Raw genomic sequence first — 14,241 nt, 5'->3', positions numbered from 1 at the left:
TCGACTTGCATGTGTTAGGCATGCCGCCAGCGTTCGTTCTGAGCCAGGATCAAACTCTCAGGTTCTGTGCGGTATCCCATCAGCCGTTGCCGGCCGACAAGAACCTCGATGGCAACCAACCTTGGTTGGTACCTTCAAACCCAAGTCCGTTCCTGTTTCCCCCGTCGCCAGGGGAACATATTCAGAGCATGTATTAGAAGATACGTGGACTAGGCTGATTTGCCTTTGTTGCGATCCAGATCGCAATGTCGGCACCGCCGCCCGCGTATCCCTTCTCGAATTCCGTTCACTTGTCCAAGAGCCTGGCACCGCAACCGCGGCGCCGGACGACCCGGCTGGCATCGCCAGCGCTTCGTCGTCGTTTCATCGTGCGGCGTTCACCACGTCGATGGCCAAACATCTACTCGCTCACCGCGTCGCCGTCAAGTATCTTTTTTCGTTTTCGCTGATTTTTTAAATCAACGTCATCGCAGCGGATATTGGCGAGGCCGACGATGCGGATATTCGTCGCGATGGAGAAACTAAAGGAGATCAAACACGATCTATTTTAGCCCCGCCCACTCACAACAATAGCCACGGCATCGACTGATGCAGCGTTAGATGTTTTCACTTTTCAGAGAACCTTGCCGCGATTACTCGCGGCGCCCGAACCATTATCCGGCTGCGGAGCAACCAGGCTGGGGTCAGGGCGGCGGGTTATAGGGGATGGCCCTGGGGCTGTAAAGCGCTTTCTGCACGCTTTCCGGAGGGCCGCCATCGAAGGCTGCCCTGAACTAAACGGGGACGTCGCCCCTTGAATTCGGAAGGCATCCGACCCGGGAGCGAGGCGGCGGCCTCATCAACGCCCCCCCCCTCAGGCGCTCTGGCGCTTGGCGCCCCCGAACGTCGGGGTTTCCGACAGGTCGCCCTCATGCGGGACCACGTCGAGGACCTCATAGCCCTGGGCGGCCGGAAAGCGCAGCTGGGCTTTGCGCCGGGCCCGCGTGAGATCAGTGGCGAAGAAGAAGAAGTACCGCCCCTCCTCCCACAGCTTCACCACACGCGTGGGTTCCATGGGGATGCCCTCGGCCCGGCGGATCAGCACGATCCACCCGGTTTCCTGCAGGCCGCGCCGCTCATCCGTCACCAGGATGCGCCGATCCACGGACTCCAGCGCGTTCACCTGATCGGTCAGCCCCTTCACATTGCTGCCCAATGTCGCCGCTTCGACATCGTCGGCGGCGCTGGTCAGACGCTGAGACAGGCTTTCCCGGGCCAGCGCGCGCACCTGCTGGGATAGGACATAGCGGCGACGTTGCAGATCCTTGATGGAACGGCGGGTGCGCTTCACCCGGCGCTGCGCCTTCTGGAAGGCCGGCTTCACCCCGATCAAGACGATCATGACCCCCAAGGCGATGGCGAACCAGTTCACGGCGCCGCCTCCATCTCCATGGTGGCGGGATCAGTCAGGGTCACGTCGGTGGGCAGGGACTGGGCATGCGTCACCTTGAAGCCCAGGGTGCGGGGGAAGGCCCGTTCGAATTCGGCCCGCGCCTCTTCCATGTTGGAAGCCCAGACGTGCACCGGCACCGGCCGCGCCCAGCTGCTGTCGAAGAAGGCGTGCCGCTCCCCCCGCTTAACCTGGTGGGAGACCGAACTGTTCAAGGCCAGAAACTCGAACGGCCGGTTGGGCAGCAGCTCATGACCCAGCACGCGAACGAAGCGGTGGGGGCACGCCTCCAGCTCCCGCACCCGCTTTTTCAGCTGGGCCTCCTGGCGCTGGTTGGAGAACAGCACGGTGGCCGCACCGGCCGCCGTGCCCTTGCGCGCCTCCACCCGGTCCGACAGGCCGCTGGCCAGGCGCGCGTAGCGGGCCAGGCGCTGCCGCAAGCCGCTGACGTCAGCCAAATGCTCCAGCACCATGCTGTGGACATGGGCGACCAGGGACACGAGCACGCTGATCCCGGCGGTGGCCAGAAAAACGAAAAGCCCGAACTCCAATATGGCGATCACGCCCTCGGTCACCCTGACGCCCCCGGACCATGTTCTCGATCACCAATACTTTAATTTATCCGCCACCGCCGGCAAGCGATTATTTGATACCGTCAGGATAGTTAATAGTCGGTTCACGCGACTACATAAACAGCGCTTCCTTTTCCAAGCCCTTGTATAGACCGGCCACCTGGGCACCATAGCCGTTGTATATCTGGGTAGGAACCGACTCGTTGCTGCCCAGCAGCCGCTCCCGGGCCTGGGACCAGCGGGGGTGGGGCACCGCCGGATTGACGTTGGCCCAGAAGCCGTATTCATCGGCGTTCAGCAGGGCCCAGAAGGTCTTGGGCCGCTTGTCGGTGAAGCTGATTCGCACCACCGACTTCACCGATTTGAAACCGTACTTCCACGGCAGGGTCAGGCGCAGGGGCGCGCCGTTCTGGCCCTGCAACGGCTTGCCATAGAGACCGGTGGACAGGAAGGCCAGGTCGCTGGTCGCCTCCGCCATGGTCAGTCCCTCGACATAGGGCCAGGGATAGAAGGGCTGGCGCAGGCCCGGCGCCGCATACACGTCGCGGCCGAAGGTCTGCAGCTCCACGTATGTGGCCGAGGACAGCGGCTTGGCGAATGCCACCAGCTTGGCCAGCGGAAATCCCATCCACGGCACGGCCATGGCCCACGCCTCGACGCAGCGGTGGCGATAGAGCCGTTCTTCCACCGGCATCGCCTTCAGCAGATCGTCGACGCCCAGGGTCATGGGCTTTTCCACCAGGCCGTCGATGCGCACCGTCCAGGGCCGCAGGGGCATCTTCTGCGCCGCCGACACCACGTCCTTGGACGTGCCGAACTCATAGAAATTGTTGTAGCTCGTGGCCGCCGCCTCCGGCGTCACCGCCCGGTCCAGAGTGTAGGCCGGATTGGGCGCCGGCGCGTCCGCGGCCAGCGCGCGGCGGCCGCCCAGCGCCAGGCCGCCGGCGATGCCGCCCGCCACCGTCATGAGGGCGCGGCGGTTCAGGTAGACTGATTCCGGCGTCGCCGCCGACTCCGGCAATTCCCAATCGCGCTTGGTCCTGATCAGCATGATGCCGTTCCTTGTGCCTGACAGCCGGGTGCCTGACAGCCGGGGCGGCCATCCGCCCACCCCCGTGACCTAATAAGGAGGGAACGACGACGGGCATATCAAGGCCCCACGGACTATCGTTTCCATAGCCAGCGGCCCGAATCCCGCCGCAGGGGGCCGAATCGTCCGGAAACGCGCTTTTCCCCTCGACAGGCGGACGGGGCGGGTGTGTCATCATGCCTCGGGAGGAAGCGGGTGCCCGTATTGGGACCGGCCACCGCCCCCGGGCGCCTCAGCGTTCCAGACAGCGTTCCAAAGAACCCCAGCGTCCTTGGGACCCCCATTCCCCGCGAGACGCGGGTCCCATCGCCAGCGTTTCACGATGCCCACGTTATAGGCGCCCCGGGGTCGGCCAATACCGCCCAGCACGAGGCCCCGGACCAAGACAGATCCGGAGGCGAGGATGAACAACGGCACAAGATCGGCACCGCGGTGCGCGGCCCTGGTGGGCCCCTACCTCAGCGGCAAGACCACCCTGTTGGAAAGCCTGTTGATGGCCACGGGGCAGATCGCCCGCAAGGGCAGCGTGCAGGATGGCAACAGCGCCGGCGACGCCAGCGCCGAGGCCCGCGCGCGCCACATGAGCACGGAAGTCAGCGTCCACACCTGCGCCTATCTGGGGGACCCCTGGCACCTTCTGGACTGCCCCGGCTCCATCGAACTGGCGGGCGACACCACCCGCGCCTTGATGGTGGCCGACGTGGCCGTGGTGGTATGCGAGCCGGTACCGGACAAGGCCGCCATGCTGGCCCCCCTGCTGCGCTTCCTGGATGAGAACGCCATCCCCCATCTCTTGTTCGTGAACAAGGTGGACCAGTTGGGCGCCGGCGACGTCCGCGTGACCGACCTGATGGCGGCGTTGGAGGCCGTCTCCCAGCGCCCGCTGATCCTGCGCCAGGTGCCCATCCGCCAGGGCGATGCCGTCACCGGCTATGTCGACCTGGTGAGTGAGCGCGCCTATCGCTACCGCGCCGGCCGCGATTCGGAAGCGGTGCCCCTGCCCGACGCCATGCTGGACCGGGAGCGCGCCGCCCGCCAGGACCTGCTGGAATCCCTGGCCGATTTCGACGACGCCCTGCTGGAGCAATTGCTGGACGAGGTGTCGCCGCCGCCCGCCGACGTCTACCGCCAGCTGAGCCGCGACCTGGCCGAGGATCTGATCGTCCCCGTCTTCTTAGGCTCCGCCCAGGACGACAGCGGCGTACGCCGCCTGTTGAAGGCCCTGCGCCATGAGACGCCGCCCGTGGGCATCACCGCGCGCCGGCTGGGCCTGGAGGGCAACGGCGTGCTGGTCCAGCCCTTCCGCATCCATCACGCCCCCCATAGCGGCCGCCTCGCCTATTGCCGCGTCTGGCAGGGGGAGGTGGCGGATGGCCAGGCGCTGGGCCCCGACCGGGTGGGCGGCGTTTTCGCCCTGGCGGGCGCCACCCCCACCAAGATCACCAGCGCCGGGGCGGGCGCCGTGGTGGCGCTGGCCAAGCTTGACCATGCCCAACCGGGCGCCTTGCTTTCCACCAAGGGGGAAGCCCGCGCGCCTCTGTCCTGGCCCCTGGCGGCGGAGCCGGTGCACGCCCTGGCGGTGCGGGCGGAGCAGCGGACGGACGAGGTCAAGCTGACCGGCGCGCTGGCCAAGCTGCTGGATGAGGACCCGGATCTGCGCCTGACCCTGGCGGATGGCGACATGGTGCTGTCCGGCCAGGGCACGGTGCACCTGGGCATCGCGCTGGACCGGCTGCGGAACCGGTTCGGCCTGGCGGTCACCGCCCGCCCGCCCGCCGTGCCCTATCGCGAAAGCATCCGCCGCGAGGTGGCGGAACACGCCCGGTTCAAACGCCAATCCGGCGGCCACGGCCAGTTCGCCGACGTCCACCTGACCCTCTCCCCCCTGCCGCGCGGCCAGGGCGTCCGCTTCGAGGACAGGGTGGTGGGCGGGGTCATTCCCCGGCCCTTCATCCCGGCGGTGGAGGATGGCGCCCGCGAGGCTCTCGGCAGCGGTCCTTTGGGCTTCCCGGTGGTGGACGTCGCGGTCACCCTGACCGGCGGCCAGTTCCATTCCGTGGACAGCAGCGAACAAGCCTTCCGCACCGCCGGCCGAATGGCGGTGCACGAGGCCCTGACCCAGGCGGAACCGGTGCTGCTGGAACCGATCATGATGGTCACCGTGACCGCGCCGGCCGAGTTCACGGCCAAGGTGCAACGGTTGCTGAGCGGCCGGCGGGGGCACATCCTGGGCTTTGACGTGCGCCCGGGCTGGTCCGGCTGGGACCAGGTCTCCGCCCACGTCCCCCAGGCGGACATGGCCGACTTCATCGTCGATCTGCGGTCCCTGACCCTGGGCCTGGGCGGCTACACCGCCCGCTTCGACCACTTGGCGGAATTGATGGGCCGCCTGGCCGACCGCGTCGTGGCCGATCATTCGGGCGGGGACCGGCAAGCCGGATATGCCGCGCAATGACGACCGGATTCGGCTATGGTTAGTGATCGATAACCTGATAATCGACAAGGGAGGGGCCGTGGCCGACACACTATTTGAACGCCAGATGGCCATGTACACCACCTATCACCGCGACGGCCGCAACAAGGCCACCCATGCCGTGGGAATCCCGGTGATCGTGTTCTCGGTCGTGCTGGCGACCACCCTGGTGCGGGTGGGCCCGGTCACCCTGGGGCTGGCTCTGTCCACGATGGTCTGGGCGCTGTGGATCGCCCTGAACCGGCCGGTGGGCCTGGCGCTGGGCCTGCTGGTGGTACCGTCCGTCTGGCTGTCCGCCTGGGCGGTGGATCACCTGCCCACCAGCACCGTGGGCTGGGTCGCCGGCGGGCTGTTCGTCGGCGGCTGGGCGCTGCAGTTGCTAGGACATGTGTTCGAGGGCCGGAAGCCGGCGCTGGTCGACAATCTGTTCCAGGCGCTGATCGGCCCCATGTTCGTGGCGACCGAGGGCCTGATGGCCCTGGGCCTGCTGCCGGCCGGGCTGCACGAGCGCATCGAACGGCAGGCCGCGTTGCGCTCATAAGCAAAAGGCGGCCCGGAAGGCCGCCTTTTCCCTTATGTCGCCTAGCCGGCGGATCAGCCTTCCAGCATGGCGCGCAGCATCCACGCCGTCTTCTCATGGATCTGCAAGCGCTGGGTCAGCAGGTCACAGGTCGGTTCGTCGCTGGCGCCCTCCGCCACCGGGAAGATGGACCGGGCGGTGCGGGCCACCGCCTCCTGCCCCTCCACCAGTTGCTGGATCATCTCTTCCGCCTTGGGCACGCCGCGCTCTTCGCGGATGACGGTCAACTCGGCGAACTGGGCGTAGGAGCCGGGGGCCGGGAAGCCCAAGGCGCGGATGCGTTCCGCGATGTCATCGACCGCCACCGACAGTTCGGTGTACTGGGTCATGAACATGGTGTGCAGGGTGTTGAACATCGGCCCGGTAACGTTCCAATGGAAGTTATGGGTCTTCAGATACAGCGTGTAGGTATCGGCCAGCAGGCGGCTGAGCCCCTCGGCGATGGCCTTGCGGTCCTGCTCGGAGATGCCGATGTCGATAGCCATTCTTGTTTCCTTTCTAAGCGGTCGTAGCTTTTGCCTTGCGGATGACGGTAATCCCTTGGGCCGTCGCCGGCAAGCAAATTTAGAATCATTCTAAAAATGGGCCGCCAGCTGAGGCGGCCGTCCCCACTTGGACCTCCCCGGGATAAGGTTCCAGGGAAATTGTCCGCAGATCGGCGTGGGGATTGTGGCACACTTGCATGATGAAAAAGTAACCTGCCTTCGAGGGGCGCATATGGGTTTCGCTGGGGGCGTCGACGAGGGTCGCGCCACGATGACGGGGGCCGCCCGGGCCCGCGCGGTACGGGCCGTTACGCCGCCGGCGGGCGGGCGCCGGTTGCCCCGGTTGCCATGGATCGGCCTCGCCTGCCTGCTGGGTCTGGCGGTCACCGCCCCCGGCGCGGCCCAGGCCGTCGACCTCGCGGTGATGGTGGTTGACGCCGCCGGTCATCCCGTGGCCGACGCGGTGGTGACCGCCACGCCGGATGGCCCCGCCCTGCCCCCCCTGGCCCCGACCAGCCCGCTGGTGATGGACCAGATCGATGAAACCTACGTGCCCTATGTCATGGTCGTGCCCAAGGGCGGCACCGTCACCTTCCGCAACAGCGACCTGACACGCCACCACATCTATTCCTATTCGGACGCCGCGAAGTTCGAGTTCGTGCTGTCGCCCGAGCAGATCGGCCAGCGCAAGTTCGACCAGACCGGGGTGGTGGCGCTGGGGTGCAACATCCATGATCACATGATCGCCCACCTGTTCGTCACGGCCGCGCCCTTCGCCACCGTGACGGGCAAGGACGGCAAGGCCAAGCTGGCCGGCCTGCCCGCCACCGGCGTCATGGTGGCGGCCTGGCAACCCCGGATGAAGCCCGGCGCGACACCCCCGCAACAGGCCGTGGCCGCCAGCGCCCTGGGCGCCCCCATCACCCTGACGCTGCCGGCGTTGTTGCCCGACACCCGGCAGGGACTGGATCCCGAGCGCGGCAATTATTAAGAACGACACGTGCTCAGAACGACAGGACGCGGCCCCGTGGCTCTCGGCTTTCGAAATCGACTGGTGCTGTTCCTGGTCGCCATGCTGGCCATCGTGCAACTGGGCACCATGGTCACCCTGTACCGGGTGGCGCGGTCGGCGCTGATCGATACCGGCAAGCAGCAGCTGGTGGCCAGTGCCCAGTCCTTCACCCGCCACCTGGAAGCATTGGCCGGGCACCTGGCGGAAGACGCCAAGGTCATGTCGCTGGACTACGCCTTGCGCCAATCCATCGCCGTCCACGACAGCGGCACCGCCATCAGCGCCCTGCGCAATTTCGGCCGGCGGGTGGGCGCCACCCGCATGCTGCTGATCGACCTGGACGGCACCATCGCCGCCGACACCGCCCACCCGCGTGACCTGACGGGACTGGGCCGCTTCACCTTCCCCGACCTGCTGCCGCTGGCGGGCGAGACCGGTCGGGCCGCGGCTTCGGGTGTGGTTGACGGTACGCCCTACCGCATGGTCGTGGTTCCGGTGCTGCTACCCGATCCCATCGCCTGGATCTGCATCATGGTGCGGGTGGATGATCGCTTCGCCGAGGAATTGCGGGCCCTGTCGCCCTTGCGCAAGGATATCGCGCTGGCCGGCCAGACGGCGCCCGACGCGCCCTGGTCGGTGGTGGCCTCGGCCGGCGACCCCATGGATCCGCTGGCCGGCATCTCCGCCCCGGGGCAGATGGCAGCGGCAGAGCCTCAGCTGCTGACCAAGCACGGCGCCGAATACCTGGTGTTGACCACGCCCCTGCCCACGGCGCCGGGCAGCCTGCCCATGATCGCGGTGCTGCAGTACCCGCTGGATGAGGCGCTGGCCCCCTATCGCAAGATCATGCTGTACATGGGGGCGCTGATGACCGGCGGCCTGCTGGCCGCCCTGATCGGCATCGGGGTCATCGCCCGCGGCGTCACGCGGCCGGTGACGGCGCTCGCCGCCGTCGCCCGGCGCATCGCCGACGGCGACTACACCCCCCTGCCGCCCGTGCGCACCAAGGATGAGATCGGACAGCTGACCACCGCCTTGGACGACATGGCCCAGGCCATCGCCGACCGTGAAGAGCACATACGCCATCAATCGCTGCACGACGCCGTCACCGGCCTGCCTAACCGCCTGTACCTGGAAGAGCAGGTGGACCAGGCCATCGACCAGGGACATGGCGTGGCCCTGCTGCTGGTCGGCCTGGACCGTCTGCGCGAAGTGGCCAACACCCTGGGCCACGACCTGGCGGACCGCGTGGCCCGCGACGCCGGCGACCGCCTGGCCCGCGCCCTGGCCGGCAACGGCGCCGGCGACGCGGTGATCGCGCGGGTATCTGAACACGGTTTCGCCATCCTGCTGGTGGATCGGGACAAGGCGGCGGCCCTGGCGCTGGCGCCCGCCCTGGTGGCCGCCTTCGACGCCCCCTACACCGAAGCGCCCGATGGCCAAGCCGACGTGACCGTGGACCTGGCGGCGGGCGTGGGCATCGCGGTATATCCCGACCCCGCGCCGGGCGCCCCAAGGGCGGACAGCGCCGGCATCCTGTTGCGCCATGCCGACGTGGCCATGCTGGCCGCCCGCTCCGCCGAGCCTTACGTCCGCGTCTATGACCATGCGGCCGACCCGCACCGGCCGGAGCGCCTGTCCCTGATGGGTGATCTGAAGGAGGCCATCGAGCAGGACGCCCTGAACTTGGCCTACCAGCCCAAGCTGGACCCCCGGACGGGACAGGTGGTGGGGGCGGAGGCGCTGGTGCGCTGGTCCCACCCCCGGCGGGGCTTCGTGCCGCCTGACACCTTCATCCCCCTAGCGGAGGAGACGGGCGCCATCCGCCACCTGACCCGCTGGGGACTGGGGCGAGCCTTGCGGCAGTCGGCCGCCTGGACAGCCGCCGGCCACGATCTGCGCATGTCCGTCAACCTGTCGGTCCGCGACCTGGGCGACGACAGTCTGCCGGGGCGTATCAACGCCCTGCTGGAGGAAGTGGGCCTGACGGCCGACCGGCTGATCCTGGAAATCACCGAAAGCGCCATCATGGGCGAGCCGGAAGCGGCGATCGCCATGCTGCGCCGGCTGGCGGACGGCGGTGTCGATCTGTCGATCGACGATTTCGGTGTCGGCCAATCCTCCTTCGCCTATCTGCGCCGGCTGCCGGTGCGCGAGATCAAGATCGACCGGTCCTTCATCCAGGCGCTGGTTGAAACGCCCCAGGACCAGGCCATCGTCCGTTCCATCATCAAGCTGGGGCACGACCTCGGCTACAAGGTGACGGCGGAGGGGGTGGAGGACGGTGCCGCCCTGGCGCTGCTGGCGGAGATGGGCTGCGACCTGGCCCAGGGATATTACATCGCCCGCCCACTGATGCCGGGCGCCTTCACCGATTTCCTCGCCAGCCACGCCGCCGGAGAGATTCCCTGGCAGGTCCAGGCGCGGGAGTCCCGGGGATGACCCGCAGCACGGCCCGGCCCGCCCTCTTGGCAGTATGGACGATGCTGCTGGCCGGTGGCCAAGCCGGAACCGCGGACGCGGCCGACGGCTATCCCAATGTGGAATTCCACGGCCTGCTGGACGCACGGGTGGTGCAAACCCCCAATGACCGCAGCGCCTTCGACGGCGGCCTGGGCAAGCTGCGGACGGGCGGCGACCCGGGGTCAAGGACCACAACCCTGGCCGAGGGCTCGCTGACGGCCATGGCCCACCTGCTGCCTGGGCTGGACGTCTATACCCACGTGCGGGCGGAGGGCGAGCAGCGCACCCTGGTGGACATCGTCGAAGCCTACGTCCGCTGGCGGCCGGCGCCCGGCGGGCCGCTCTCCTGGCAGGTGAAGGCTGGCGCCTTCTTCCCGCCGATCTCGCTGGAGAACGATGGCCTGGCGTGGACCAGCCGCTACACCCTGACGCCCAGCGCCATCAACAGCTGGGTGGGCGAAGAGTTGCGCACCGAGGGGTCGGAGGTGACGCTGACCTGGCGGCCGGAGGGTCCAGGCGGCAGCCGGTTCGACCTGATCGGGGCCGTCTTCGCCGGCAACGACGGCACGGGCGAAATGCTGGACTACCGCGGCTGGGCCCTGATCGAGCGCCCTGCCGGCCTGCTGGACAAGCTGCGCCTGCCCGATGAGGTGCCGATGCATCAGAATCGCAGCCCCCCCGCCAGTTTCCAGCCCTTCGCAGAAATCGACCATCAGCCCGGATTCTATGTCGGCGGCCGGTGGACCGACCCGCTGGGGGGAGAACTGTCCTATCTGCATTGGGACAATCGGGCCGACCCCACCATCAGCAACGGCCACGCCTATGCCTGGGACACCAGCTTCGACAGCGTCGGCTACAAGATCGTCCCGGCGCAGGGCCTGACCCTGCTGGCCCAGGTCATGCGCGGGGACACCGAAGTCTATCCTGGCGCCGATAGCGAAAGCGATGGCACCTTCGAGGCCTTCTATCTCCTGGCCAGCCAGGAGTGGGGCGCCTTCCGCCTCAGCGGACGGTTCGACGCCTTTGGCACGCACGAGGACACGCCCGTCACCGCCCGTCATCACTTCGACGAACACGGCAAGGCCTATACCGCCGCCCTCGCTTACCGGCCCCTCGCCTGGATGCGCTGGACCGTGGAATGGGTGCACGTCGACAGCCGCCGACAACAGCGTCTGGCGGTGAACTTGCCCATCGAGGCCCATGAGAACCAGGTTCAACTGGGCGTGCGCCTGTTCTTCTGACTCCCGTCAGCCCTTCCCTCAGCCGCTATCCCTTTGCCCCACCGCCCTGCCCGGCGGCGCCCATGACCGTCACAAAGGAATGGCCACCCCTACCGCTGTAGGGTAAGAATTATCCATTAGCCATAGATCTTTTGGCGTAATAAATCTGCAACTTTCGCCGAATGGGATAAGCATGGGCCTTTCCACCCCCTGGCAGGTTCGCTGGCCCGTGCTATCCCTGGTCGCGGCCCCCCTGTTGGCGAAACTGCACCTGCTGCTTGGCTTGCTGAAGGCGAGCCCGCTGTTGTTCAACGCCGGGCTGACACCGCATGTCACCACCGGCTGGCTGGGCACCTACCCGACCATTGACCCCAATATGGCCTTCACCGCGCAGGCGCTGGGGCGGGGCGCGGTCAAGGGCATGCTGTCGGGCGGCCACTTGCCCTGGTGGAACCCCTATCAAGGCGTGGGCGCGCCTTTGGCGGGGGAGATGCAGTCGGCCGCGCTGTTCCCGCCCAGCCTGTTGCTCGTCCTGCCCAACGGGCAGCTGTATATGCACCTGCTGCTGCAGATCATCGCCGGTATCGCGACATATTTCCTGTTGCGCCGCCTGGACTGCCCCCGCGCCGCGGCGCTGGCTGGCGGCCTGCTGTTCCAGTTCAATGGCACCTATGCCTGGCTAGCGACCGCGACCATCAACCCCATCTGCTTCCTGCCGGTGATGCTGCTGGGAGTCGAGGTCGCGCGAACCTGCGCGACGGAGGGGCCCGGCGCGCTCCCAGGTGACCCATGGGGTGGCCCAAAGAGCGGCCGGTGGGGCGGCTGGGGCTGGATCGGGACGGGCCTGGCCCTGTCGCTGTATGCCGGCTTTCCCGAGGTCGCCTATTTCAACGGCCTGCTGGCCGCCGCCTGGACGCTGGCCCGGCTGTCGGGCCTGGACCGGAGCCGGCGCCTGTCCTTCCTGGCCCGGGTGGCAGTCGGCGTCGTCGCGGGCCTGACCCTGGCGGCCCCCATCCTGATCGCCTTCTTCGACTATCTGCCCCAGGCCTACCTGGCCCAGCACGGTGCCTCTTTCCTGGGCCGCTCCCTGCCGGCCGACGCCCTGGTCAAGGTGTTTTTCCCCTATCTGCACGGCCTGATTTATGAGAACGGGGCCGCCACGGCCCCGTTCTGGAACGATGTCGGCGGCTATGCCGGTCTGCTACCCGTGGCGCTCGCCCTCTACGCGCTTTTCGGCCGGACGCGGCAGGCCCTGCGCTTGACGCTGGCGAGCTGGATCGCGGTGACGGTGGCGGCCTGCTACGGCCTGCCGGGCCTGGACCGTGTCCTATCCATCCTGCCCGGCTTCGCCATCTCGGCCTTCTACCGCTATCTGCCCTGCACCTGGGAATTCGCCCTGTGCGCGTTGGCGGCCTTGGCCCTGGCCGACCTGATGACCTTGGCCCACGGCGAACGTCAGCGCGCCGCCACGGCTTTCTGGATCGCCGGCGGCGCCTCGGCGGCCCTGCTGGCGGCGGCCTTCGCCGTTCCGCAGCCCGCCGCCATCGCGGCCCTGGCCACGCCCTGGCACGGCCGCTCCCTGGCGCTGGGTGTGGTGCTGCTGGCCGGCTGGGTGTGGTGTCGGCCACGGGCGGCCACGGACACCGCCACCAGCGCGAAGGTGCTGGGCACCCTGATGGTGATGGAAGCGGTGGTCTATTTCATCCTGCCCACCCTGGCCTATCCCAGCGGCACCCATTTGGAAACCGCCGGCATCCATTTCCTGCGAGGTAATCTGGGTCTGCAGCGCTTCTACACTCTGGGCCCCATCGAGCCGAACTACGGCACCTATTTCCATGTGGCGGAACTCAACCATAACGACCTACCCTTGCCCGCCAAATGGGTCCGCTTCGCCGACCAGCGGTTGGACGACAACGCGGCCGACGGCGTCTTCGCCCATCAGCGCCGGCTGGCCGACGGCCCGACAGCGGCTGAGAATTTCCTGAAGAACCAGGCGGCCTATGAATCCGTGGGAGTGAAATATCTGGCCACCACGCCGGAAACCGACCCCTTCGTCCGTGCCTACGCCGACGTGGCCGACCCCACTGCCAATACCCCCCTGAAGTTGGAAAGCGGCCAGCACGCCGGCCTGACGCTGACCGACCCCGCCCTGGCCGGGGCGACATTGAACGGCCTGTCCATCGTCGTGGGCACCGGCCACGGCTATGCCGACGGCGTGCTGGCGGCCACCGTCTGCTCCCAGGGCCAGTGCGCCATTGGACGCGGCAGCCTGAAGGGGGCCATCGACAACCATCCCTTCACCATTCCGCTGACCGAGCCCCTTCCGCTGGGTTCGGAGATGACGGTGGAACTGAACTATGACGACGCCCTGCACATGGTGGCCCTGTGGTCCTGGCCCCGTGCCGACGATGGTCGCGTCACCGCCAGCTATCAAGGGCAAGCCCTGCCCGACCGTACCCTGAAGGTGCAGTTGGACCTGGCCGGCCAACCGCGCCGGGTCTTCCAGGACGCGGCCATGCGCCTGTATGAACTGCCCAATCCACGGCCCTATTTCACCGCCGACGGCTGTCTGCTGGCCCCGCAAAGCCGTTACAGGCTGGTCAGCAACTGCCCGGTGCCCACCGCCCTTACCCGGCTGGAACTGTCCATGCCGGGTTGGCGGGCGACGGTGAATGGCCATAAGCGCCCCGTGACGGAAACCGAAGGCCTGTTCCAACAGGTGATGCTGCCGGCGGGGATGGCCACCGTGTCCTTCCGTTTCCTGCCCCCCTACATGCCGCTGGGCTATGGCCTGTTCGCCCTGGGCTGGGTCCTCCTGGCGCTGACGCTGGGCAATCCGTTGCGGGCGTGGCATCCGGCAAGCGCGCGGCGGGCGACCGGTGCGCACGGCGGGACGGCGCCCGAACCCGCGGAATGA

The 14,241-nt window shown here is 67.7% G+C and carries 10 protein-coding genes and 1 rRNA gene; 6 read left to right on the top strand and 5 right to left on the bottom strand.

Going from position 1 to position 14,241, the window contains the following annotated elements:
* From FHS74_RS23670 to msrP, 4 genes are all read right to left on the bottom strand, one after another.
* Nucleotides 1-65: ribosomal RNA gene (locus FHS74_RS23670) — 16S ribosomal RNA — on the bottom strand; the annotation flags it as partial.
* Between the two features lie 788 nt (nt 66-853).
* Nucleotides 854-1,411: a hypothetical protein gene (locus FHS74_RS23665; protein ID WP_184806215.1), complete on the bottom strand. Its 558-nt coding sequence runs from the start codon at nt 1,409-1,411 to the stop codon at nt 854-856.
* Nucleotides 1,408-1,992 carry a hypothetical protein gene (locus FHS74_RS23660; protein ID WP_184806212.1) on the bottom strand — a complete coding sequence of 195 codons (585 nt, stop codon included), beginning with the start codon at nt 1,990-1,992 and terminating at the stop codon, nt 1,408-1,410. Before FHS74_RS23660 ends, FHS74_RS23665 begins: the two co-directional genes overlap by 4 nt.
* 121 nt (nt 1,993-2,113) lie before the next feature.
* Complete coding sequence (gene msrP, locus FHS74_RS23655; protein WP_184806210.1) at nt 2,114-3,052, bottom strand: protein-methionine-sulfoxide reductase catalytic subunit MsrP; 939 nt, start codon at nt 3,050-3,052, stop codon at nt 2,114-2,116.
* Nucleotides 3,053-3,494: 442 nt separating this feature from the next.
* Between msrP and FHS74_RS23650 the strand changes: the two genes are divergently transcribed.
* Together FHS74_RS23650 and FHS74_RS23645 are read left to right on the top strand one after the other, a co-directional pair.
* Nucleotides 3,495-5,546, top strand: coding sequence for an elongation factor G (locus tag FHS74_RS23650; protein ID WP_184806207.1), 2,052 nt, complete (start codon nt 3,495-3,497; stop codon nt 5,544-5,546).
* Between the two features lie 58 nt (nt 5,547-5,604).
* Nucleotides 5,605-6,105 (top strand): Mpo1-like protein, encoded by a 501-nt coding sequence (locus FHS74_RS23645; protein WP_184806205.1) that lies wholly within the window; start codon nt 5,605-5,607, stop codon nt 6,103-6,105.
* Between the two features lie 53 nt (nt 6,106-6,158).
* Here FHS74_RS23645 and FHS74_RS23640 read toward each other — a convergent pair whose 3' ends face one another.
* Nucleotides 6,159-6,629, bottom strand: a complete 471-nt coding sequence (locus FHS74_RS23640) for a Dps family protein (protein ID WP_044559637.1) — start codon at nt 6,627-6,629, stop codon at nt 6,159-6,161.
* Between the two features lie 232 nt (nt 6,630-6,861).
* Between FHS74_RS23640 and FHS74_RS23635 the strand changes: the two genes are divergently transcribed.
* The 4 genes from FHS74_RS23635 (at nt 6,862) to FHS74_RS23620 (ending at nt 14,241) form a co-directional block, all read left to right on the top strand.
* Nucleotides 6,862-7,620, top strand: coding sequence for a cupredoxin domain-containing protein (locus tag FHS74_RS23635; protein ID WP_184806202.1), 759 nt, complete (start codon nt 6,862-6,864; stop codon nt 7,618-7,620).
* Between the two features lie 36 nt (nt 7,621-7,656).
* Nucleotides 7,657-10,083: an EAL domain-containing protein gene (locus FHS74_RS23630; RefSeq protein WP_184806199.1), complete on the top strand. Its 2,427-nt coding sequence runs from the start codon at nt 7,657-7,659 to the stop codon at nt 10,081-10,083.
* Nucleotides 10,080-11,345: a hypothetical protein gene (locus FHS74_RS23625; protein WP_184806190.1), complete on the top strand. Its 1,266-nt coding sequence runs from the start codon at nt 10,080-10,082 to the stop codon at nt 11,343-11,345. The genes FHS74_RS23630 and FHS74_RS23625 overlap by 4 nt, the downstream gene beginning before the upstream one ends.
* Before the next feature lie 172 nt (nt 11,346-11,517).
* Nucleotides 11,518-14,241: a glycosyltransferase family protein gene (locus FHS74_RS23620; protein ID WP_184806188.1), complete on the top strand. Its 2,724-nt coding sequence runs from the start codon at nt 11,518-11,520 to the stop codon at nt 14,239-14,241.

Source organism: Nitrospirillum iridis, assembly GCF_014205765.1.
In the GTDB taxonomy this organism is placed as follows: Bacteria; Pseudomonadota; Alphaproteobacteria; order Azospirillales; family Azospirillaceae; genus Nitrospirillum; species Nitrospirillum iridis.
The sequence above is the reverse complement of the archived record's forward strand: the minus strand, read 5'-3'. Positions and strand labels throughout refer to the sequence as shown.